At 66.1% G+C, this 21,986-nt stretch carries 23 protein-coding genes and 1 pseudogene; 13 read left to right on the top strand and 11 right to left on the bottom strand.

Going from position 1 to position 21,986, the window contains the following annotated elements; translation table 11 throughout:
* The first annotated feature begins 635 nt into the window (after positions 1-635).
* Both AB0L60_RS33325 and AB0L60_RS33320 read left to right on the top strand, forming a co-directional pair.
* The gene (locus AB0L60_RS33325) at positions 636-1,154 is read left to right on the top strand and encodes a hypothetical protein (protein ID WP_364622292.1); all 519 of its coding nucleotides are present in this window, start codon (positions 636-638) and stop codon (positions 1,152-1,154) included.
* Between the two features lie 52 nt (positions 1,155-1,206).
* Positions 1,207-1,671 (top strand): hypothetical protein, encoded by a 465-nt coding sequence (locus tag AB0L60_RS33320; RefSeq protein WP_364622289.1) that lies wholly within the window; start codon positions 1,207-1,209, stop codon positions 1,669-1,671.
* A gap of 447 nt (positions 1,672-2,118) precedes the next feature.
* On the opposite strand, the gene AB0L60_RS33315 is transcribed toward AB0L60_RS33320, so the two are convergent.
* From AB0L60_RS33315 to AB0L60_RS33305, 3 genes are all read right to left on the bottom strand, one after another.
* Positions 2,119-2,835, bottom strand: a complete 717-nt coding sequence (locus tag AB0L60_RS33315) for an alpha/beta hydrolase (protein ID WP_364622286.1) — start codon at positions 2,833-2,835, stop codon at positions 2,119-2,121.
* A 72-nt stretch (positions 2,836-2,907) separates the two neighbouring features.
* A complete protein-coding gene (locus AB0L60_RS33310; RefSeq protein ID WP_364622283.1) occupies positions 2,908-3,870 on the bottom strand; it encodes an alpha/beta hydrolase in 963 nt (320 codons plus the stop codon).
* A 111-nt stretch (positions 3,871-3,981) separates the two neighbouring features.
* Positions 3,982-5,004 (bottom strand): GlxA family transcriptional regulator, encoded by a 1,023-nt coding sequence (locus AB0L60_RS33305; RefSeq protein WP_364622280.1) that lies wholly within the window; start codon positions 5,002-5,004, stop codon positions 3,982-3,984.
* Positions 5,005-5,079: 75 nt separating this feature from the next.
* On the opposite strand from AB0L60_RS33305, the gene AB0L60_RS33300 reads away from it, so the two are divergent.
* Positions 5,080-5,694: a TetR/AcrR family transcriptional regulator gene (locus tag AB0L60_RS33300; RefSeq protein WP_364622276.1), complete on the top strand. Its 615-nt coding sequence runs from the start codon at positions 5,080-5,082 to the stop codon at positions 5,692-5,694.
* Positions 5,695-6,064: 370 nt separating this feature from the next.
* Here the strand turns inward: AB0L60_RS33300 and AB0L60_RS33295 are convergent, their stop codons facing one another.
* From AB0L60_RS33295 to AB0L60_RS33285, 3 genes are all read right to left on the bottom strand, one after another.
* Positions 6,065-6,448, bottom strand: a complete 384-nt coding sequence (locus AB0L60_RS33295; protein ID WP_364622273.1) for a hypothetical protein — start codon at positions 6,446-6,448, stop codon at positions 6,065-6,067.
* Between the two features lie 362 nt (positions 6,449-6,810).
* Positions 6,811-6,981: a hypothetical protein gene (locus tag AB0L60_RS33290; RefSeq protein ID WP_364622270.1), complete on the bottom strand. Its 171-nt coding sequence runs from the start codon at positions 6,979-6,981 to the stop codon at positions 6,811-6,813.
* Between the two features lie 873 nt (positions 6,982-7,854).
* Positions 7,855-8,154 carry a hypothetical protein gene (locus AB0L60_RS33285; RefSeq protein ID WP_364622267.1) on the bottom strand — a complete coding sequence of 100 codons (300 nt, stop codon included), beginning with the start codon at positions 8,152-8,154 and terminating at the stop codon, positions 7,855-7,857.
* On the opposite strand from AB0L60_RS33285, the gene AB0L60_RS33280 reads away from it, so the two are divergent.
* From AB0L60_RS33280 to AB0L60_RS33250, 7 genes and pseudogenes are all read left to right on the top strand, one after another.
* Positions 8,153-8,605 carry a hypothetical protein gene (locus tag AB0L60_RS33280; RefSeq protein WP_364622264.1) on the top strand — a complete coding sequence of 151 codons (453 nt, stop codon included), beginning with the start codon at positions 8,153-8,155 and terminating at the stop codon, positions 8,603-8,605. The two genes, AB0L60_RS33285 and AB0L60_RS33280, sit on opposite strands and share 2 nt — an antisense overlap.
* 274 nt (positions 8,606-8,879) lie before the next feature.
* Positions 8,880-9,098: a DUF6480 family protein gene (locus AB0L60_RS33275; RefSeq protein ID WP_364622262.1), complete on the top strand. Its 219-nt coding sequence runs from the start codon at positions 8,880-8,882 to the stop codon at positions 9,096-9,098.
* A 498-nt stretch (positions 9,099-9,596) separates the two neighbouring features.
* Positions 9,597-10,451, top strand: a complete 855-nt coding sequence (locus AB0L60_RS33270) for a hemerythrin domain-containing protein (protein WP_364622258.1) — start codon at positions 9,597-9,599, stop codon at positions 10,449-10,451.
* 1,380 nt (positions 10,452-11,831) lie between these two features.
* Complete coding sequence (locus AB0L60_RS33265) at positions 11,832-12,326, top strand: CBS domain-containing protein (RefSeq protein WP_364622255.1); 495 nt, start codon at positions 11,832-11,834, stop codon at positions 12,324-12,326.
* 19 nt (positions 12,327-12,345) lie between these two features.
* Positions 12,346-12,996 carry a HemK2/MTQ2 family protein methyltransferase gene (locus AB0L60_RS33260; protein WP_364622252.1) on the top strand — a complete coding sequence of 217 codons (651 nt, stop codon included), beginning with the start codon at positions 12,346-12,348 and terminating at the stop codon, positions 12,994-12,996.
* Between the two features lie 191 nt (positions 12,997-13,187).
* A pseudogene (locus AB0L60_RS33255) lies at positions 13,188-13,490 on the top strand (PucR family transcriptional regulator); the annotation flags it as partial.
* 602 nt (positions 13,491-14,092) lie between these two features.
* Entirely contained in the window at positions 14,093-14,773 is a 681-nt protein-coding gene (locus AB0L60_RS33250; RefSeq protein WP_364622249.1) for a hypothetical protein, read from the top strand.
* A 238-nt stretch (positions 14,774-15,011) separates the two neighbouring features.
* Here AB0L60_RS33250 and AB0L60_RS33245 read toward each other — a convergent pair whose 3' ends face one another.
* Both AB0L60_RS33245 and AB0L60_RS33240 read right to left on the bottom strand, forming a co-directional pair.
* A complete protein-coding gene (locus AB0L60_RS33245; RefSeq protein WP_364622247.1) occupies positions 15,012-15,686 on the bottom strand; it encodes a hypothetical protein in 675 nt (224 codons plus the stop codon).
* Between the two features lie 189 nt (positions 15,687-15,875).
* Positions 15,876-16,049 (bottom strand): hypothetical protein, encoded by a 174-nt coding sequence (locus AB0L60_RS33240; protein ID WP_364622244.1) that lies wholly within the window; start codon positions 16,047-16,049, stop codon positions 15,876-15,878.
* A gap of 125 nt (positions 16,050-16,174) precedes the next feature.
* Here AB0L60_RS33240 and AB0L60_RS33235 point away from each other — a divergent pair, with 125 nt between their 5' ends.
* Positions 16,175-16,486, top strand: a complete 312-nt coding sequence (locus AB0L60_RS33235) for a DUF1330 domain-containing protein (protein WP_364622241.1) — start codon at positions 16,175-16,177, stop codon at positions 16,484-16,486.
* Between the two features lie 134 nt (positions 16,487-16,620).
* Here the strand turns inward: AB0L60_RS33235 and AB0L60_RS33230 are convergent, their stop codons facing one another.
* Both AB0L60_RS33230 and AB0L60_RS33225 read right to left on the bottom strand, forming a co-directional pair.
* Positions 16,621-17,334 (bottom strand): VIT1/CCC1 transporter family protein, encoded by a 714-nt coding sequence (locus AB0L60_RS33230; RefSeq protein ID WP_364622239.1) that lies wholly within the window; start codon positions 17,332-17,334, stop codon positions 16,621-16,623.
* A 247-nt stretch (positions 17,335-17,581) separates the two neighbouring features.
* On the bottom strand, positions 17,582-18,316 hold the full coding sequence (locus AB0L60_RS33225) for an IclR family transcriptional regulator (RefSeq protein ID WP_364622236.1): 735 nt from the start codon (positions 18,314-18,316) through the stop codon (positions 17,582-17,584).
* A gap of 129 nt (positions 18,317-18,445) precedes the next feature.
* Here AB0L60_RS33225 and AB0L60_RS33220 point away from each other — a divergent pair, with 129 nt between their 5' ends.
* A complete protein-coding gene (locus tag AB0L60_RS33220; RefSeq protein WP_364622233.1) occupies positions 18,446-19,852 on the top strand; it encodes an acyl-CoA synthetase in 1,407 nt (468 codons plus the stop codon).
* A 48-nt stretch (positions 19,853-19,900) separates the two neighbouring features.
* Here AB0L60_RS33220 and AB0L60_RS33215 read toward each other — a convergent pair whose 3' ends face one another.
* A complete protein-coding gene (locus AB0L60_RS33215; protein ID WP_364622230.1) occupies positions 19,901-20,539 on the bottom strand; it encodes a winged helix DNA-binding protein in 639 nt (212 codons plus the stop codon).
* Positions 20,540-20,790: 251 nt separating this feature from the next.
* Here AB0L60_RS33215 and AB0L60_RS33210 point away from each other — a divergent pair, with 251 nt between their 5' ends.
* Positions 20,791-21,984, top strand: coding sequence for a Rieske 2Fe-2S domain-containing protein (locus tag AB0L60_RS33210; RefSeq protein WP_364622227.1), 1,194 nt, complete (start codon positions 20,791-20,793; stop codon positions 21,982-21,984).
* The last annotated feature ends 2 nt before the right edge of the window (positions 21,985-21,986 follow it).

Genomic DNA, 21,986 nt, shown 5'->3' with positions numbered 1-21,986 from the left:
AAACGCTCGACTGGGACAACCCAGCCGAGCGTCTCGCTATGCTCTTGTCCACCACCAACTAGCAGCGGTGTTGCGACGACCCCCAGAATCCGCCTGTCCAGGTGGGGGGCTCGGTTGTCTCGCCTGTGGCTGGCGCCGATCCGAACCGTGCACCATGCGGGCAGAATCCGCCTCGATAGCCCGAGTGAACGAGGTGTTCACCCTTCACCGGCCGGATCACCCGGCGCTGGCTACGGCACTGGCTCAGCCACATGCCTTTTCACGGGCGCTGTCGTGGCCGGTTCCAAGCCAGGTTCGGTCGCAACGCGTTTACCGAGGGTGATGAAGAAAAGCACCTGGCCCGCGGTCAGCAGGATGTGGCACAGGCCGGCGAGAAGTGCGATTGCCGCGCGCTGGGTCGGCCCAGAATGGCGAGGGTGCCGTGTAGGGCCATCATGGCCGCGGTCAACGTCAGGCCAGCGTTGTAGATCCAGTAGAACTACCCGAATAGCGGGTATGTGGTGAGCGCAAAAGTCAACCCACCATGAGGTTTCATCTGCAGCGCATGGGCAAAAGCCATAGGGCAGATTCCGGCAAATGTGAAGGGGTTGGGCACGATGTCATCAGGTACCGTTCTCGCGATCGTCATCCCCCTCGTGGTGGTGATCCTGATCGCGGTGGCAGCAGCTTTGCTGCTCGTCCGCCGTCGTCACCTTCGTGAACGCTTCGGCCCGGAGTACGAACGAACGGTCGAACGCGCCGACAGCCGAATGGCCGGCGAGCGCGAGCTCAGGTCCCGCGAGAAACGCCATGACTCGCTGGATATCCGGCCGCTGCAGAGCAGCGTCCGTGATCGGTACAGCCGGGACTGGACGAACGTGCAAGGGGAATTCGTGGACCGGCCCGAGGACGCCGTGCATGACGCGGACCGCCTGGTGACGTCCCTGATGCACGAATGCGGCTACCCGACCGAGGGCTTCGAGCAGCAGCTCGAGGACCTCTCGGTCGAGCACGGCCGCACGCTCGAGCACTATCGGGCCGCCCATGACATCGAGGCGCTCAGCATCCGACACAAGGCGACCACCGAGCAGCTGCGGGGTGCCATGGTGCACTACCGAGCTCTGTTCGACGAGCTGCTCTCGGACGGCGGCCAAGCCCGTCACGCCCGGGCTTGAACGGCCCAGATCCCGAACCGAAATGCCAAGGCAATCAGAGACCGGAGGAGATATGCAACGCGAACCCGACCCGCCCGAGGGCGGCCTGTCCACCGAAGACCTTGCCCAGCCCCGCGGCCGGACGACAGACGAAGCGTCCGAACCGCAGTCCGAGGCCCCCGCCTTCCCGGGCGAGAGCACCCCGACGAGTGGCTCCGCTGAACCCGAACCCCAGGCAGAGGAGACAGCCGCGCCGACCGAGGAGGAAGCTCCGCAGCTGCTCACGACGGAGGACGAGGAAGGCTTCCGCGTGCGTTGGCAGGAGATCCAGAACAAGTTCGTCGACGACCCCCGTGACGCTGTGCACGCGGCCGACACTCTGGTCGCAGACGTCATGCAGACGCTGGCCACGACGTTCGCCGAACACAAACAAGAGCTCGAAGGGCAATGGAATCGCGGTGAGCAGGCAGACACCGAGGATCTGCGTATGGCCCTGCGTCGCTACCGATCGTTCTTCAACCGCCTGCTCACGACCTGAAGCGATGCAATCACCATGATCTTCTGGGACCATCCGGCTCATCTGCGGATTCGTCGCGAAGATCGCCATCCTGGCGACGATCGGGATCATCCTGTGCCATCGGAGCCGTTTTGTTCCTCGCGGCTCTCTTGGTCATGAGGTCTTCAGCTGCCGGGCTACCGGCAGCCCTCGGCGCCAGCGGGCTGAGCGGATCGGGTCCCCGGAATCACCAGGGCGTCCGGCGCATCCAGTCCTTCCACACCGACGGCACCCGCTAGCGTGAACAGTCCCGTATCGATCGGCGGGGTGTTCCGCGCACAGCCGAACCCGATACCGGCACGAACGTCCGGCAACCGGGTTCGGCTGAACACCTTGGCGTGGACAGGTCGAACGGGTTCACGCGGTCCAGGATGAGGACTGCCTCGGCGTGGATGACCACACCTCAGCCGGCCAGCCGCACCGGATGGGTCAGTTCGACTGCCGCACCGCGCGCAGAATCAGCTCGGCGACCGCGCCGGGCTGGGACACGGTGACCGCGTGCGAGGCGGCGATCTCGATCGATTCGGCCTGCGCGCGCTCGGCCATGAACCGCTGGGCTTGCAGCGGGATGTTCTTGTCGTCGGTGGTGAGCAGCGCGAATGCCGGAATGCTCGTCCACGCGGCCGCCGCGGCCGGTTCCTGGAGCGCGGCCAGCGCGACCGGCCGTTGGGTCACGGCCATGGCCGCGGCGGTGGCGGCGGGCACGTCGGCGGCGAACTGCTGGGGGAATTCGTCCTGCCGGATGTACAACTCGGTGCCGTCGGCGCCATCGGCCAGCGGGTAGGACGCCGGGCGGGTGGTCGGGCCGAGGGTCGAGCCCGGGAACTTGTCGGTCAGCGCCAGCGCGCTCTCACCGGTCTCCGGAATGAAGGCCGCCAGATAGACGAGCCCGGTGACCTGGGGCTTGCCTTGCGCCGCAACGCTGATGACGCTGCCGCCGTAGGAATGCCCGGCCAGCACCACCGGTCCGTCGATGCTGTCGACGACCGAGGCGACATAGGCGGCATCGGAGGTGAGGCCGCGCAGCGGGTTGGCCGCGGCGAGCACGGAAACGCCCTCGGCGGCAAGGATTTCGATGACGCCGTTCCAGCTGGAGGAATCGGCGAAAGCGCCGTGGACCAGGACGACTGTGGGGGTGGTGGTCATGGGGATGGCTCCTGGGTTGAGATCGGATAGGACGGCTGTGCCGGGCGCGGATCGGCACGCCCGGTGGTGCGGTCAGGGATGCAGCGCCGCGCGCAATGTCGCGACCGCCTGCGCCACGGCGGCTTTCGCGGCATGCGTGTCGTGCAGCGCGTTCACCATCACGAAGTCGTGAATGATCCCGCCGTAGCGCACCTGGGTAACCGGCACGCCCGCCTCACGCAGCTTCCCGGCGAACGCCTCGCCCTCGTCCCGCAGCACATCGGCTTCGGCGGTGATGACCAGCGCGGGCGGCAATCCGGCGAGCTGTTCGGTGGTGGCGCGCAACGGCGAAACGGTAATGCGCGCGCGGTCTTCGGCGCTGGTGGTGTACTGGTCCCAGAACCACCGCATGCCCTCGCGGGTGAGGAAGTAGCCCTCGGCGAATCGCTCGTAGGATCCGGTGTCGAAGTTGGCGTCGGTGACCGGGTAGAACAGCACCTGCTGGGCGAAGGAGACATCGCCGCGCTCCTTGGCCATGAGCGTCAGCGCGATCGCCATATTGCCGCCGACCGAATCGCCCGCGACCGCCAGCCGGGAAGCGTCCAGGCCCTTGCTCGCCCCATCGGTGGTGACCCACTGCGCGATTCGATACGACTGCTCATTGGCGACGGGGTACCGCACGTCCGGCGAGCGATCGTATTCGGGGAACACGACGGCCGCGTGCACTCCGACGGCGAGGTCACGAACGAGCCGGTCGTGAGTGTGCGCGTCCCCGAACACCCAGCCCGCGCCGTGCGTGTAGACGATCACCGGCAGCGGCTCGGCCGCGCCCTGCGGCTTCACGATGCGCGCCCGCACCGACCCGGTCGGGCCACCCTCGACGGTGATCCACTCCTCGTCGATCTCCGGCTTGAAGATCGGCGAATCCTGCACCGAGTCAACGGCTTTACGGCCCTCCTCCGGCGGCAACTGGTACAGGAACGGCGGCTGCGACGTGGCGTCGACGAACTCTTGCGCGGCCGGTTCGAGCGAAATGCCGTGCGGATTTCCAGACATGGTTGTGTGCCTTTCTACTGGAGATTTCGGTCGCCACCGCGGCGGTGACGGGATATTTTCATCTGGAACCTCTGCGCGCCGCCCCTCACCGCGGGCCGTGAAAACCCCGATTCAGGACACGGCGGCGATGGCCGGCTCCGGCAGCGCCGGCCACTTCGCCGAGCCCGTGGTGCGGAAACGCTGCTGATACTTGAGCGGCGAAATGCCCAGGCGGGCAACGAAAGCCCGGCGCAGCGCCTCACTGCTGCCGAATCCCGCCGCCATGGCCGCCTCGGTCACCGAGCACCCGGAGTGCAGCATGTCCCGGGCGACGCCGAAGCGGATGAACGCCACGTACTCTGCCGGTGATCGTTCCAGCTCGGACCGGAACAGCCTGGTCAGGTGCCGCACGCTCACCCGGGCGTGCGCCGCGAGGGTCTGCACCGTATGCGGGAAGGCTGGATCCGCGCAGATCAGATCGACGACCGTGCGCACCAGCGGACTGCGCGGCACCGGGCCGGTCAGGGAAGCCGAGAACTGCGACTGCCCACCCGCCCGCTGCATGTACACCACCAGCAGCTGCGCCGCCCGCCGCGCCACGTCCGCACCGTGATCCTCCTCGAGCAGGGCGAGGGCCAGATCCACGCCCGCCGCCACTCCGGCCGAACTGTAGAGATTGCCGTCCCGTACGAAGATCGCGTCCGGCTCCACTTTCACGGCCGGGAACTTCCGGGCCAGCTCCGGTGCGTACTTCCAATGCGTGGTCACCCGCCGCCCGTCGAGCAGCCCGAGTTCTGCCAGCACCGCCGTCCCACTGCAGATCGACACCAGCCGACGGGTGTGCGCGGACAAATGCCGGGCCGCCGCCAGCACCTCGGGTCTCACGAACACCGAGGCCGGCAGTTCACTCCCCGGAATCACCACGGTGTCAAATCTGCCGGCCTCGGCCGCCGCACCGCTGACCGCCACCCGCGCACCGATCGAGGTCTGCACATCCCGCCCGTCGGCCGAGACCAACACCACCTCGTACCCGTTCACCGATTGATTGGCTTCCATGAAAACCTCGGCGGGACCGACGAAGTCGAGCATCTTCACACCATCGAACACGAGGATCCCCACTCGGCGACGGGCGGTATCGGAAGATATTGAGGACATGTCAACCAGTATTCTGGAGGTGCGCCTCCAAAACAAGTGGAGTGCTCGAGATCGCAGATTGATACGGTGAGTTCCATGGGTAGACCGCGACAGTTCGACGAGCAGGTGCTGCTCGATACCGCGATCGAACTCTTCTGGCCGCAAGGCTTCGACACCACCTCGGTCGAGGACGTCTCCCGCGCCACCGGCATCGGCAACGGCAGCATCTACGGCGCCTACGGCAACAAACGCGGCCTGTTCCTGGCCGCCTTCGAACGCTACTGCGATCAGCGCGCCCGATTCGTCCGCGCGGCAATCGAATCCACCCCCGGCTCGGCGCGCGCCGCCGTCCGCGCCCTCTGCCATGCCGTCATCGACGACTGCGCCGCCCACCCCGACCGCCGCGGCTGCCTCATGATCAACAGCATCGCCCACCTCGGTACCCGCATCCCGGAGGTCGCGACCATCGGCGCTCGCACCACCGCCACCATGGAAAACGCTGTCGCCGAACGCCTCCGCCGCGCCATGACCGCCATCGGCCCGGCCGACGAAGAACTCCTCTCGGCCCTGAGCGCCAATGTCATCATGACCACCCAGGGGCTCATCCAACTGAGCCGCATGGGCGTCACCCCGGCCCGCCTCCGCGAAATCGCCGACGTTTCAACCGAGATCCTCCCACCGGCCTGGGCAGGCGGTCCGGATCAGCGCTAGTCGTTGGGTGGTAATGCCGCACCGTTACCGACCGGACTAGTGCAGGACGGGCGCACTGGAGCGAACAGGCTGCCCGCTGACACGCGGCGATCTGTGAATTATGCCGGTCTCCGGCACGCGAACCCCGTCCATGCGCGCTATCCGCTGGCCGTCGACCCGATGTCATCGTCCGAGCCGGCCGAAATACTGCTGAAGGACGCTCGAAGCGCAATACCGACTACAGGATCGTCGGCCCTCTCAGTTCTAGCGGGGAGCCGCGAAAACACTCGACTGCGAACTCGCGTGCTGTCAGCTGACTGCACTCCACTCGGCAGTGCCCGCCCGATGGCGAGATCTGATCAGCCTGAGAGGCGAGCGGCCGCAGCCTGTATCAGGGCGTGCCCAGCGCAGTTGCGGGGACGCCGTAGGGCAGGAACCGCACGCGACGGCGTTCATCGGTGTTGTCGCGATGCGCACGCAAGGCCTCGAGCTCACTCGGAAAAACCTGCTCGACCCTGGCCTCGCCGGCGTCGTCGATGCTGTAGATGACCCACACCCCGCTGCCGGTCTCGCCGGTGGTCTCGCCCTCCGGCTTCGGCGGCCGCGGACGCTCCGGCTGACCGAACTGACCGAGCAGCGACGCCAACGCACTCACACTTGTGCGATCTATGTACTCGCTGGCCTTTCCGAGCAGGTCGCGGAATTCGATCCCCACCTCCCGTAACGCGCGCTCGAATTCTTCCGGATCGATCCCGAAAGGCCTGTCGGCTGCCATCACATTGCTCCTGGAGACGAATTCGGCGCTACGTCTTCAGTGTCCTCGCGCACCCCAGAATTCGCCACCACGCCTGGCCCGAAAGGGGGAGTCTCGTCTGATCGGCTGTGCCAGGCTGCGCGTCCGCCAGCGAAGTAGTGCGTGTCGTCGCGCAAGAGTGCGATAGGGGAGGTCCTCAACAGCTCGACAACGGCGGATAGTGCGGAACCTGCTCCATGCACCCTCCTTCGAACCGGCTCCTTCGGCCACCGGTGTGGCCGAAGGAGCGTACGAGTTTCGAAGACCCGGTCACCTCCGAGCAGTAGTCGGCCCTCCCGAATGGTCAGTCGGCTGTGGCAGTCGAATTCTGTCGGCCTTCGGCCTCACCATCGGTACCAGTGTCTGCGGGCCTCGACGTCATCGGCGCTGGGGAAGACGAACCCGAAGATCCAGAGCACCAGGACGGCGACCGCAACCCACCACAAGGCTTTCATCGCGAAACCTGCTGCGAACAGAAGCAATGCGAGCAGGAGCACAAGCAGTGCAATAACCATCTTTTCGCCACCTCCTGCCGACCGCTTACCCGATTACACTCCGCGCTAACACTCGGCAATCCGACCTGGAGGCCTGCGGTCTCGAAGGCGTCACGTCTCGAGCGGCAGCCCTGGCAGACGTCGCACTGGATCGGTCCAGGAAGGTGCAGGTGCAGGTTGCAGGTCGAGCGAATCGGATCCGCATGGTTGGCGGCACGGCCGCTGAGGACATCGGGCTTCGTTTGTGTCGACCAAAGGATGTCTCGACCGCGGTGGGCGATTCCCGAGGCGACCTCCTGCGGCAACCGTGACCGGCGGTCGGTCGCGGTGTCGACCGGTGCGTGAACAGGCCGGCTCTGTGTCGTCGACGTGGGCGTCGAAGATCGCGTGAACCCGATGTGCGTCTCAGCCTCAGAAGCGTTGGCACGCAAGCCATCGAGGGCATGTGTCACTGTGCCGGGCATGGTGGGTGGGCGGAGTCGGTAACGAGTTCGCCATCGGTCGGCCACGATCGGGCACCGACCGGTTATGCCAGCTGCCCCGTTGGTGTGTGCTGAGGTGTCGGCGCAGCACGCGACCCGAGTGTCCGAGCCGATACGAGGGTCGCGCCCCACGTGCACTCCCGCGACGCTGGGGCGAGACCCTTGTCCATCCGATCGCGATGGTTGGTTATGGGGACCGAATCCAGGAAGGCTTCGCTCGTGCGTCGTTGGCGGGCGATCTGTGACGGTGTGCGCGTGTTGTCGGCAGCGCCGGACGACAGCAGCCGCTGGAACAGCGATCGGAGCCGGTCGCCCGGTCCACGACAGACGGACACGCCGCAGCTCGCACCGCCGAGAGCAGTGAGCAGGGGCCAGCGACCGGTCTGCGGGCAGGGAGTCGGTGGCGGTCTGCTCAGCCGAGGTCTCCGGCCGCGGCGCGTTCGGCGCGGTAGGCCAGCAGGTGGTCGAGGAATGGGTGCGGGTGTCGTCGCCGTAGTGCTGCCAGGGACGGGGTGTCGGTGGTGTGGTCCGGGGTGGCGGGCAGGGCGAGTTCCTCGAACAGGACCTGTTGGAGTTCGCGTTCGGAGTAGAGGTCGACTTCGTGGCCGGCGAGCTGCCAGGCCGCGTGCTGATGACGGGCGCCGGTCTCGTGCGCGGGCGGTGTGGGCGGCCAGGTGGAGGCTGACCGCGTCACGCTGTCGGAATCGGTCATGACCGACATCATCGTCGTGCTCGGGCCGGACCCCGGCCTGGACACGCCGTGCGGGACCGTCCGTGCTGGTGACCGGATCGTCGACGGGTCTAGCGTTGGCCGAATGGCGAGCAGGGACATCGTGGTGAGGGTGGGCGAGGACGACTGGCTCGCGCTCGACGATGCGGCCGAGTGTGCGGGGATGAGTGTGGAGGCCTATGTCTGCTGGGGAGTGCGGTTGCTGGCGCTGCAGGCACGACCCGGCGGCGCGAAGCGGGAGGCCGGTGTTCGTTGGACCGAACCGCCGGAGCGGCGTGCATCCGATCGCCCCGAGGAATCGGAGTCGCTGTGTGGGCCGAACGCTTCGCGCAGCGCTTGTCGGGTCGCGCCGACCGATGGTTCCGGACACCGAGCTGTGGCTGTAGCGCCACCTGCCGATGCCGGCGGTGCGTGCTGTGATCAGCTGTGGTGAGGGACGTGGTGGGTTGCTTGCGCCAGACGCAAGCCCCGGCTTCGGCAATCGGGTGGCAACGGCGGCAGGCGGTGGCCCTCGACATCGGTGCTGAACCGGTGTCCCCGACCGCAGTCGCATTCGTAGATGCCGCTGACCGGGGTCTTCCGACCGGGGTGAAGGAGCTCCGTTTTGCCGTTCATGATCAGGGCATACCCGGAACGTACTGCTTTTACCTACCCCTGCCGCGAATGCTGTTCGCGCGTGGATCACGCCCGAAATCGGAGGTGTCGTCATGTCGATGGACCCTGACCCCGCCCGCATCCCTGACCTCGAGCCCGGTGGTGGCGTAGCACCCGGGTCGACACCGCCGGAGACACCGCAAACATCCGGGTTGTCCGCGCCCGAGCCACGCACCCGGAACCACTTCCCGCCCACCGGGATCGCCGTCATCGCCGTCGTGGCTTTGCTGGTGATCGTGTTCGTCATCGTCGCGGTGTCCGTGCTGGCGTGAGCGGAACCAGCAGGCGCTAGCTGCCCGCGCTACGTGTGGCCGTTCGGGTTGTTATGTCGGTGGCTACTGCTCGTGGTGCGCGTTCCCGTTGCTCGCCACCGCGGTGTCGCTCCCGCCGCCGACGACACCCGGTACCGCTGCGGATGGAAATTAGACGGAATCCGTTGTCTGGTATGGACTTCCGACGGCGCTGTGCCACATGGTCAGCCGCAAACTCGGGACATTCCGGTGATATTGGACCGCCATGTTTCGGCGGTCCGCCGACCCGACATTGCCGGTTGCGCCGACCACGACGACGTGCATAGGGAACTCCTCTCGGCGGTGATCTTCGTTCCGTTCGTGCCATACCCGGTCTTTCCACGATCACACGACCATGCGGTGAAGACCTGCACATGCGGGATGGACGAGTGGATATGCCGGCCAGGTTTGCGAACTCGCGGTTCTCCGGGCCGATTCTGGCCGAGTTGGCAGACATTATGCGGAGCTGCCACAGATCTGGTGTCGGTGGCGTGCTCGGGAACCGATTGCGTCAAGGCGACTCGGGTAGGCAAGGGATGTGGGCGGCGAGAGGAGCGCCCGCGATATGGAAGCTCTGATCTCGAAGGAGGATTCGCCATGCCAGATCCCAATAATCCCGGCCAGTTCGGTAACCGCGCCGATACCGAGCAGCAAGCAAGCAAGGGTGGCAAAGCCAGCAGCGGCAGCTTCGGTGATGCCAATGCCGCCGACCCCCACGAGGCCGGCCGCAAGGGCGGGCAGGCCCGAGCCGCGAAATCGGAGGAGAGCGGTATGTCGATTGAGCAGGATGATGTCATCGCGTTGCTGGAGGAGCAGCATACGCAGGTCAAGACTCTGTTGCGGGAGGTGGAGGCGGCTTCGGGGGAGGCCAAACGGCGGCCTTTCGAGGATCTGGTGCGGTTGCTGGCCGTGCACGAGAGCGCTGAGGAGCAGGTCGTGCATCCGGCGTCGCGTCGTGCCGAGGTCGCTGGGGAGGTCGTCGATGATCGGCTCCAGGAGGAGGATGAGGCCAAGCATGTGCTGGCCGAGCTCTATGAGCTCGGTGTCACCCATGACCAGTTCGCGGGGAAGTTCCGTGAGTTCGCCGGGTCGGTGATCGAGCACGCCGAGATGGAGGAGAAGGAGGAGTTCGCGCAGTTGCGCAGGAGCCTTTCCGGGCAGGACAGCGCGCGTCTGGCGACTGCGGTGCGGTTCGCCGAAGCTGTTGCGCCTACTCGTCCGCATCCGCATGCGGGGGAATCGGCGACAGCCAATGTGGTGTTCGGGCCGCCATTGGCGTTGTTCGATCGGGTTCGCGATGCTGTGCGTGATTGGCGGACAAAATCCGAGGGATGAACGAACTCGGCATGGAATCGGACGGCAAGCAATCTCAGCTGATTGATCGGGTTCGATCGGGAACAGGGGTTGTTGACACACGCAATAGGGGTCTCGGCAGCTGGGGTAGGCGAGGCCGCGTTTTGAATGTGGGTGGGGGCGGGTGTGTGCCCGCTCTCACCCACGTCCCGCTTGTTTGCCGCGAGGCAGCAGCGGCACCAACCGTGCCCAACTGGGCACGGGTCAGGTCCGCGCGCCCCGCTGCCACTACCGCTGGCCACGACGTCTCCGGTAGTCGGTTCTGTTTCGTCGCTGAACCAACTACCGGAGACCTCGCTCATTCGGCAACGCGGACAACGCTTTCCGACTCACATCTCGGGGTGCCGCGCCACGGCGCCCTTCAACACAAACCACTTCAAAACGCGGCCTGGCCCGCACCGCTGTCAATCTCCTTCGGTACTCGTGCGGCGACCTTCGTAGGGCGGGACGGCCGGTTCCGCATCTTCTGGAGGAAGGGTCCCGGTCGAGCCGACGTTTTCTTCCGTCGGGTTGTGGTCGCGTGTTGAGGTGACTTCTTCTTCGTCGATTGTGCCGGCCGGGCGATCTGCCGATCCGCCGCCCGGCGTATCCGACCCTGTGTCTCGCGTGCCTTTGGCTCCGTGTTCCGATTGGGGCTCTTCAGATGACATAGCTGCATCGTCTCCTTGAGTAAAGCGCTGCTTTGTATTTCAAGCGTGATGTCCGATTCGACCGCAGCTCAGTCCACCGTCATGACGATGTGACGACCGAATCTGCCCATCAAACCTTCTAGCTCCTGATCGGCCGAGCATGCGGACGTCGTGAGCCAGAACACGCTTGTGCTGGTCAGCCGCCTCAGAGCAGACGGGTTACCACCGTGTGGATTCCCGTCAGCGGCACGATGTATCGCGTCCGCGAACTCGCTCCGTGACAACGGTTGCCCTGCAACGGTATCGACTTCGCTGTGTCGATACGTCATGGCATTCCCTTCGGCAGCGTTGACCGACTCTCCGCCTCAGCGGGTCGCGATTCGCTCGCCACCCTCGCCGTTGAGGACCGTCACCGTTGACGGTGCGTCTCGTACGGACCGCGACTGCCGCCGGAAGTAGTACATTGCCGGACCATCTGGGTCTGGACATCCTTCGCCATACCCCCGTACCGCCGCCATCAACCGTCTGCGTGAACACGCAAACCCAGTCCGATCCTGGTCCGGCGGTTGGTCGCGGAGGAACCAGGCGTGCGATGGGACTCCAAGCCCGACAATCGCATCAGGAGGACGTTCCAACACCCATGCACCCGAAGCGCGGAACCGTCTTTCCACGCCCATGTCGCGCTCGCCAAACCGGACATCACCCGGACCGAAATCGTGGGATCAGGTCACTAGTGGTTGCGCAGCGCAAAGATCCCATCGGCGTGAAGGCCGGTGACCTCGCCGAAGGCACACCCGTGCTGGCTGAAGCCGACGACGACGTATCCACGGTGCTGGATCTGATGGCTGATCACCAGGTCCGGCGACTACCCGTTGTCGAGAACAACGAACTGGTAGGCATCATCGCTCGAGCCGACATCGCACGCGCCCTGAATCACCAAGCAGCCGGCGAGACCATCCAAGCGATCACCGAGAGGAAGGTAACCAGTAACAGCGCTCGGATCGCCCGTAACGACCGACATGTCGGCTGCTGTTCGCGGGATGATCGCCGAAGCCGTGAGCCCGCGCCCGGCTGTTGGTGCCCTGTTCGCTCCCAGCTCACGCACCGTCTCGGCCCTCACGGCCGCCGCGATATCCATGTCCGGGCGCCACGTTCGCGAATTCTCGCGATGTCGGTTTTCCCGTCTCGCAGGGTGACTGCCGGTGTGTCGGCGCGAATGGACAGCTAATTCTGAGTTATTGTTCACGATGTTGATTCGCGCGCCCGGCGTTTACCGCCCGCAAGCCGACACCCACTTGCTTGCGCGTGCATACAGTGAAGCGCGCCTACCACCACACAGCCGCGTCGTCGACGTGTGCACCGGAACTGGCGTGCTGGCCATCGAGGCGGCCCGATACGCCCGGTCGGTGACCGCGGTGGACATTTCGCGGGCCGCGCTGGCCTCGGCATGGCTGAACTGCCGACTGCACCGGGTCGACGTCGAACTGGTATACGGCGACTTCCGGAAAGCGCTGCGCGGCAGGACCTTCGACGTGATGGTGTCCAATCCGCCCTATGTCCCGTGCCCGAACAGCGGTCCACCCCGGGGCGCGGCGCGCTCCTGGGACGCGGGTCCCGACGGGCGTTCGGTCATCGACTCGCTCTGCGAGCTCGCGCCCGACATGCTCTCCGACACGGGCACATTGCTGTTGGTCCAATCCGCACTCTGCGGTGTCGATACCACCCTGGCCCTGTTGTGCGCTGCCGGATTCAAGGCCGCAGCGGTCGCTCGGGCGAGCATTCCGTTCGGTCCGGTCCTGCGCCGCCGCGCCGCATGGCTGACCGACACCGGACGCATCCAACCGGGGCAATGCGACGAGGAACTGGTGATCATTCGCGCCGATCGAACCCGACAATGACAGGCGGGCCTGAGCGCGCTGCAACAGGTCGGCTGCCGGGGCGAATGTCTCTCCCCGGCACCAGGTTTCGGTTGAGGTGCCGATGACCGCGCGTCCGAGGCCGGATTGTGGCGGCATTTACGCAACGCTCGTCCTGGACCATGTCTGTCACCTTCGACCGAAGACAAGGACTCACTGTATCCGGCCGGCCCATGTCGTTGCCGTTGAAAGACGTGCTGGCCTTGTCGCGGCAGATGGTCGGGCATTTCGTCGAAACCGTCGCCCCTTGCGGCACCTTGCCTGGTGACGCGATCCATGGCGACATCACGATCATCACCCGCGTGTGCTTGGAACTGGCAGTCAGCATGCTGGATGGCAGCAACATTCCAGAGAAGACCGGGCAGCTCCAGAACGCTGCGGCACAATGGGCTCGCGAGGGCGTCCCCATTGGCACGATTGACCACGCTATCCACGAGGGCTTCAAGATCGGCTTCGACCTGGTGGTATCCACCGCCTTGGCCGAGCAGCGTGCCTTCGGCTCAGCTGACACCGAGCCGATGCTCACCCTGCGTTCGGGCGGCTCAGATCGGCAGTCCCAGTTGATCTTCCGGGCCCTGAGCTGGCCGGTCTGGTCAGCGCGGTCAGCGGCAATGCAGGATGTCAGGCCGTTGTCACGCTGATGACTTGGGGCGTCGAGCAGCCGTCCGCCGTCATCAGGGCCGAGTCCACGATGAGACCGTCGGCGTAGGAGGCGATTTCGGCCGACGGAGCACGCCTACCTCGAGGGCATCGGCCGGGGGGCCGATTTGGGCCGCCAGTCCCAGGGCTTTGTTGTCGATGTCCATTGGGTCGACGGCCACGGTGAGCGCCGCCGCGGGACTTGCGCAGACCACCGCCAACGGCGACCAGTTCACCTTCTGAAACCCAACGGAATCTGGTCGGGTGGGCGGGATCCGGCACCGGGCGCGACCGAATGGCAAGATGCGTCTGCAGGCATATCGGTGCAGGTAGCATGGGCTGCGCCCTCGCGCGTGGCGCGGACGATGTCGCGCTGCGGGGGGTCTGCTGCAAGTTCGGTTCTTCTCCGGATCTTCCCGACCACGTGAGGAGTTCGACGATGACGACTGTGGCACCAGCCAGTAACTGGCCTCTCATGCTCGGCTGCGCAGGGGTGTTTCCCGCCCAGGGCGGCGCCGTGCTGAGAGCGCCGTTCATCTTGGTGGGCGACTCGGACATGACGGCCGTCGATCTCGGCGCCTTCGCCCGGCAACTCGACGGCCCGAGGTACTCGTTCCGGGAAGCGCTGCGCGCCGCCGGCGCCGATTTGATCCTGGTATCGCTGGGCACCAGCGATACCCTCGACGGCGGCGCCCATTGCAGTGTTCAGGAGGTCCTGTTCCGCGCGATCGCTGAGCGCCTGGGCTCGACTCCGCTCACGGTCTGCGGCATCGGGCGCGGAGCCCTGCAATTGCGCTACACCCTGAGCAGGTTCGAACACGACCGCATCGACCACGAGGTCAGGGCCTTCGTGTCCTACTGCAGTACCACCCCGACAGCCGCGGAGGTCGGCGCGCTCGACAGGGTCGGCTGCTGGCCGGTCATACCCCGCAGACTCGAGGTCGCGGGCCCGGGCGTCAGCGCGGATTCCTTCGATTACGAGAACAGCGACTTCGACGACCTCGTCATCGGCGCGGTGGCCGACCGAAACCCGCTGTTCACCGAAGAACTGGGCACCGACATCATCGAGCAGACTCTCGGCCTATATGACGTGGGCGGACGGGATGGGGAGAGCCGGTAACGACCTCATCAGCAGGCGGACACGATCGGGGCGCCGACCGGTTGAGAAGGCCGATCTGTTGGTATGCGCTGGTGCCGGCGCAGCAACGACCCGTGCATGCAGACAGAGGTTGTCATCAACCGAGGAACGACCCGATCCCGCCCCGGCGGGGTCACATCCCGGCCAGCGAAAGGGCCCCTGCTGTGAAGCAGGGGCCCTTTCGGTTTCAGTAGGTCGGGCAGTCAGGACACCTGGCCAATCACGGGATCCGTTCGAGCAGCCAGTCGCCCTCTTCCTCGTTGACCAGCGAGGTTTCCGAGGCCGGGCCGGATGCGTACAGGGCGTCGTCGAACTGGGAACTGTCCAGAGAATCGCGGGGGCCGAGGCCTTCGAGGTCGCGGGTCCCCGCGCTGGTGATCTTCCCCGACCGCGGAATCACGGGCATGGTTCCGACAGCGTTGAGCGCGTCCTGCTCGGCCGCGGTCGGTGTCGTACTGTCGAGGCTGAAGAGGGCAGCCACCTGATGATCCATCCGCATGTTCTCGAGACGGGCCAGGGCGTAGCGGGTCAGCAGCGCGGCCCGTCCGGCGCCGACGACGGTTATGGGTTTGCTACTGGCGCGCATGTGCTGTGTGTAAATCGCCGCCTGTGTGATCACCTGCTCGGCGGTGTTCCAGTCGTATTTGTCGTCGTAGCCGACCAGGATCACGTCCTTGCCGCGTTGGCGTAGTTTCGTCCGCAGCGGGTAGTCCGGGCCGTCCACCCGGCTCGCGAACGCGTCGAGGTCGGTGGGTCCCTGACCGGGCTCGGCGACCACGATCACCGGATCGACGATCTCCCCCGCACCGTTGGCGGGGTACACCCAGACGGTGCCTCCGCTGGGGAGCTTCTGCTCGAGCTTCTGCTCCTTCGACGGCTTGTTGTTGCCAGCCATGACGAACTCCTCTCACGTCGGAAACGAAGAAGGAATCTGCATCACGCACCCGTGACGGCATGCAACATCGCCCGGTCACCGGTCACCGAACGACGGTCACCAGGTGATCTTGATTCTAGGAGAGGCCGCACCACCGCGAAGCTCTTTGCTCGAGTCGACGGTGCGGCTACCGGTCTCGGCGGCGATCGGTCAGGAGTTGAGGGTGAAGTAGTACTGCACGGTACCCATGCCGATTTCGGTGATGCGGGGCCGGACTGCCCGGTCATCGGGTCCGCGCTGGTCGGCGCGGCGGTTGAAGCCGTTTCCGTTGATGAAGATCGGAGGCTCGGTGGTGGATTGCCGGATCGCTCCGTCTCGGCGCAAGGCCGAAGGCCGATACGCGTTGCGAGCGAGACCATCTCGCGTGCGTCGGCGAGCACTCGATGCCCACGCGGGGCCACCGTGATACTGATGCGAATCCTTGTTCTCGTTGGGGAGATGATGTACTCATGACCGCCTTGCTGATCTTGAACTATGACGTGACGGACCCTGAGCGCCTGGACACCTACCGTGCGGCGGCGACTCCCGTGCTGCTCGGGCCGGATGCCGGCGAACTTCTTGCCAGTACGGATCGAACAGTTCACCTGCCCGAAGTCGGTCCTGCGCCGGGTGGCACCCACACGGTCGTACTACGATTCCGTGACGCCGAGCATGCCTACGCCGTCTACACCTCAGCCCGCTATCAAGAGCTCCTCGAGGAGCGACTCGCTGCCACAGTTCCCGTCTCCGCGATGATCGTTCCGGAACTAGCGGATGAGTAAGTTCGTGCCCCTCGCGATCTGTTGACAGACGGCTGGGTCTCCGAGCCTGCGTTTTCACCCCGAACTGCGCCAGGGCCGTTCGGGCTCGTCGACGTGCTCGCCGAAGCGACAGGTCAGCGGGGTCGTCAGTGCTGTCAGATGCCGGCCACGTGGACGAGTTGGCCAACGACTGCCGTGATCGCCATCGCGAGGCTGCCGCCGACGACAACGCGCAGAGCCGGGCGAAGAATGCTGGTTCCGGCGACTCGTGCCCCGAGAATCCCCGCGATGGCTAGTCCGAGCACAGTGACGATCACGATGAGCAGTAGCCGGGTGGCGCTGGTGGGTGCGATCAAGCCCAGTAGCGGGAGCAGTCCGCCGATGAAGAAGCTGGTGGCCGAGGCCATCGCGGCTTGCAGCGGGCGGGCGGCGGTGATTTCGGTGTGCCCGAGTTCGTCCCGTAGGTGGGCAGCGAGCGGATCGTTGTCGTGCAGTGCGGCGGCGACCTGCGCGGCGAGTTCCGCGGGCAGGCCGCGGGCGCGGTAGATGCCGGCCAGTTCGGCCAGTTCGGCTTGCGGGTCGGTGGCCAGTTCGAGTTCTTCCTTGGCCCGATCCCCGCGTTCGACGTCGACTTGTGAACTGACCGAGACGTATTCGCCCGCGGCCATGGCCATCGACCCGGCCGCCAAGCCGGCCAGCCCGGCGGTGAGCACAGCGCCCGCCGCCGCGCCACTGGCCGCCACACCGACCATGAGGCTCGCGGTCGACACCAGCCCGTCGTTGGCGCCGAGGACCGCGGCCCGCAGCCAGCCCGCGTGTTCGCCACGATGCCGTTCGGAATGCGGGTTCACCGTCTCGAGGAAAGTCATGCTGCGCGTCCTTCGGATGTCCGAGATCGATTCGGCCGACCTGTGTCCCTTGATCGTTCCCAGCTGCGGGCCTCGCCGACAGGGCACAACGACTCCGAGGGAATGGCCGTTGTCCCCGTCCCGGGCGGGGCCTGCCCGAGCTTCGGTGACGCAATTGTCGGCAATGCGTTTCGCGGCGGAGGTGGGGCATGGAGTGCCGTCGCCGCGGCGATCGGTGGACATCGTCCATCCCGGGTGTGCGCTGGTGTCAGCGCCGAAGCAGTCTCTCGATCGCATCGCGTGTCGCGAGTGCTCGTAGGCCGTATTCCGCGAAGTGGTCCGGGGTGAGGCGAGAGGAGGGCCCGGAGATGCTGAAGCTGGCATGGGCCGGGCCCGCTGGTGTCCGGATAGCGACGGCTACAGCGGAAATGCCGGTGTGGAGACCCTGTTCGGTGGTGGCGTAGCCGCACTGGCGGATTCGGCGGATTTCGGTCCAGAGTCTGTCGGGGTCGGTTTCGGTGTCCGGGGTTATTCGAGCGGGCCGGGTGGCGAGGTAGTGGTCGATGCGGTCGTCGGGGAGGGTGGCCAGATAAGCCTTGCCGGTGGCGGCGGCATGCAGGGGGAGGCGAGTACCGAGGGCGAGGAACGCGCGCAGTTCGTGCGGGCTGTCGAGGCGTTCGACGAGGACGAGCTCGTCGCCGTCGGGGACGGCCAAGTGCACAGTTTCTGCGGTGATCGATTGCAGTGCGGACAGTTCGGGCAGGGCGAGTTCACGCAAATTGTCCCGTCCGGCGACGGCGCTGCCGAGGCGGAACGCCAATCCCGTTATCTCCCAATGGCCGTCGGCAGTGGAACGGGTCCAGCCCGCCTGCTCCAAGGTTTTCAGACAGCGTTGAACCGTGCTCTTGGGGATGCCGAGGCGCCGCGCGAGCTCGCTCAGTCCGGTTGGTTGGGTCGTTGCGACCTCCTCGAACACGCGCAGTGTAGTCAGCACGCTGTTCATGCGGACCTCCCGAAACGAGTGGGGGCACGCCTCGATCCTTGACGGCGAGGTTGCCCGGCAATAGCGTATGCGGTCCATATAGTAGCACGCCGGTCCATAATGTGGACCATACACTAGAAGGAAACCGACATGCCAGTACCACTCCTGACATCCATCCACACCGCCTCGGACGTCGCGGGGCCGCTGGTCACGATCGGCGACCGGGCGTTGTCCGCGGGCGAGCTGCTGGGTGCGGCGACCGCCGTAGCCGACGAGATCGCCGGGGCACGGGCGGTTGCCATCGATGCCCGCGCCGACCTCGAGACCGTCGTCGCAACGGTCGGGTGCCTGCTCGCGGGCGTGGCTGCGGTTCCGGTGCCACCGGATTCCGGCGTGCTCGAGCGGCGTCACATCCTCACCGATTCGGGAGCTGAGCTGTGGCTCGGCGAAAAGCCCTCGGACGTGGTGCTTCCCGGCTTCCGCGTCGATGTGTCCGCCCGGTCCTCCACGGCTTACCCGGAACCGGAACCGCGGACACCGGCGTTGATCGTCTATACCTCCGGCACGACCGGCGCTCCCAAAGGGGTCGTGTTGTCGCGCCGGGCCGTTGCGGCGGGGGTGGACGGTGTCGCCGAGGCGTGGCAGTGGACCCCGGATGATGTGCTGGTGCACGGTCTTCCGCTGTTCCATGTGCACGGTCTGGTCCTCGGCGTGCTCGGCGCCCTGCGCGTCGGCTCCGCCTTGGTGCACACCGTGCGCCCGGCTCCCGACCGGTACGCGGCGGCCGGTGGCAGCCTGTACTTCGGCGTGCCGACGGTGTGGTCGCGGGTCTGCGCGGATCCGGCCTCGGCCCGGGCGCTGGCCGGTGCCCGGCTGCTGGTCTCGGGCAGTGCTCCGCTGCCGGTCCCGGTGTTCGAGGAGTTGACGGCGCTGACCGGCAACGCCCCGATCGAGCGTTACGGCATGACCGAAACCGTCATCACGATCAGCACCAGATTCGACGGGGAACGCCGGCCCGGCTGGGTCGGCCTGCCCGTGTCGGGTGTGTGCACCCGGGCTCGCTCGGAGTCCGGGGAGGAGATCGCCCACGACGGGGAAACACTGGGGCACTTGGAAATCGGTGGCGGTACCCTCTTCGACGGTTATCTGAACAATCCCGCCAAGACCGCCGAGGTGATGACCTCCGACGGGTGGTTCCGGACCGGCGACATCACGGTGATCGACCCGGCCGGATTCCACCGGATCGTCGGCCGGGAATCGGTGGACATGATCAAATCCGGTGGCTATCGGATCGGCGCGGGCGAGGTCGAACAGGCCCTGCTGGCGCATCCCGCTGTTCGCGAGGCCGCGGTCGTCGGCGTGCCCGATGCCGACCTCGGCCAGCGGATCGTGGCCTATGTGGTCGGCGAGACCCCGAATCCGGGCGAGGTCATCGACTTCGTCGCGGGGTCGCTCTCGGTGCACAAGCGCCCCAGGGAGATTCGCGTCGTGGAGGCGCTCCCGCGCAACGCCATGGGCAAGGTGCAGAAGAAAGTACTGCTCGATGACGCCCGATGAGGAGCATACGGCCGGTCCGTGCTTGCGCGACGGGCCGCACGACGCGGCTCACTCCGCCTGCGGCCGCCCACGCCGCCGGGCGGGTTTCGGCTGTGCCGCTTCCTCTTTCGCCGGTTCCGCCGTCGCTGGGAACATGACCGACGGGTTGATGGTCGCCAGATCCCGGCTGGCGGCCGCGTAGAGGCCGGTCAGTATGTGCATCGACCGGATGGCGTGCTGCAATTTCGCCGTCACGTCGGCCAATTCGGCCAGATTCGATGTCAGCAACTCCTGACGCAGCGCCGCGTACCGATCGGTTATCTCGCGTCCCGCCTCGGTCACCCGGAACACCGACGCGGTGCCCGACTTACTGCGCTCCAACAGCCCCAGGCTGACCAGCTTGCGCAGGTTGTACTGCACGTTCGGCAGGTCCTCGCGATTGGTGAGCTGCGCGATGGTGGCGGTGTCCTTGGGACGTTCCTGCATCCGTACCACGTGCAGCGCCACTACCTCGTTGAAGGACAGGTCGGTGTCGCCGGCGATGCGCAGGGCGTTCACGGCGAACCGCTCGAACTCGCCCTCGACTTGCAGCAGCGCGAATTCGAAGGCCGTCAGCGCTTCCTCGTGCGTGTTCTGCGCCAGATGCCAGCGTCGCTGCGGATCCAGGGGCGGCGGCTGAGTGGGCGCGGCAGGGTCGGTCGAAGCCATCGGCGCAGGGTTCTCCGTTCTGGGTATGAATCGGGCTCGATCTTCATTGACCACTCAACACTCGCGGTGGTCCGGTCCGCAAGGTGGACCATGGAATATTCGTGAAAAATCTATTGACTCTCTACGGAGATTCTGTACTGTGACTCAGGACACCGCAGTGTCCACCCCTTCGAATCGCGCAGATCTTCCGATCCGCGCGCCTCTCATCTCCCGCCGCGTGCGTGAATTCGCTTGTCTCTGGAGGTTTTTCCATGTCGTCGAAGCACTTCAACGGCAGTTCCGCCGGGGTCACCCGGCACTACGCGCCCTATGTCCAGGCCAACTGGGGCTACGCCAACCACTGGTATCCGGCACTGTTCTCCGACGAACTCGCCGACGGCGCCGTCAAGGGCGTCACCATCGGCGGCCACGACATCGCGCTGCGCCGCTCGGCCGGCAAGGCGTATGCGCTGTCGGATCGCTGCATCCATCGGGGTGTGAAACTGTCCGCCAAGCCCATGTGCCTGTCCGAGGGCACCGTCACCTGCTGGTACCACGGCTACACCTACGGCGTGGAGGACGGCACGCTCACCACCATCGTCGGCAATCCGGACGATTCGCTGATCGGCACCACGGGCCTGCGGACCTATCCCGTGGAAGAGGTCAACGGCCTGATCTTCGTCTTCGTGGGCGACCGCGACTACGGCACCCCGCCGCCGCTGGAGGCCGACCTGCCGATCCGGGTCACCAACGACCCCAACGACACTCCCGTGCCCCACCTCATGGACGAGGGCATCGTGGTGCGCGGCATCCACCGCAAGCTGGTCGGCAACTGGCGGCTCGCCGCCGAGAACGGCCTGGACCCGGGCCACCTGCTGGTCCATTGGGACAACCAGATCCTGGTCGCGCTCGACCGCGCCCTGCCGCTGGGCGTGAACGCCCTGTCGGAGAACGCGACCGAGGAGATCGACGTTCCGGACGGCCCCAAGGGCGTGATGAACCGCTACGACCGGCCCGATCTGTACAAGCCGGTGCTGGAGAACCCGAAGGTCGACATCAAGGCACGCGGAACGGTCTCGCACTACTTCCGCACCTCGCTGTGGGTGCCCGGTGTGCTGATGGTCGAGCACTGGCCCATCACCGATCACGTGCAGTACGAGTTCTATGTCCCGATCGACGACCATCATCACGAGTACTGGGAGATCGTGGCCACCCGCGTCGGCAGCGACGACGAGCGCCGCGAATTCGATTTCAAGTACGAGCACTTCTTCAAGCCGCTGGCCCTGGAGGGTTTCAACAACAGCGACGTCTTCGCTCGGGAGGCCACCGAGGAGCACTACACCCGCTTCGACGGGTGGAACAACGAAATCCTCTGCGACATGGACTATTCCATCATCGCATGGCGCAAGATGGCGGCCCGGCACCCGCGCGGCTTCTTCGAATCCCCCTACCTGGACGAGGACTGAGC

Origin of the sequence: Nocardia sp. NPDC051981 (genome assembly GCF_040680715.1) — a bacterium.
Classification (GTDB): Bacteria; Actinomycetota; Actinomycetes; order Mycobacteriales; family Mycobacteriaceae; genus Nocardia.
This window is presented reverse-complemented; position numbering and strand designations above follow the sequence as displayed.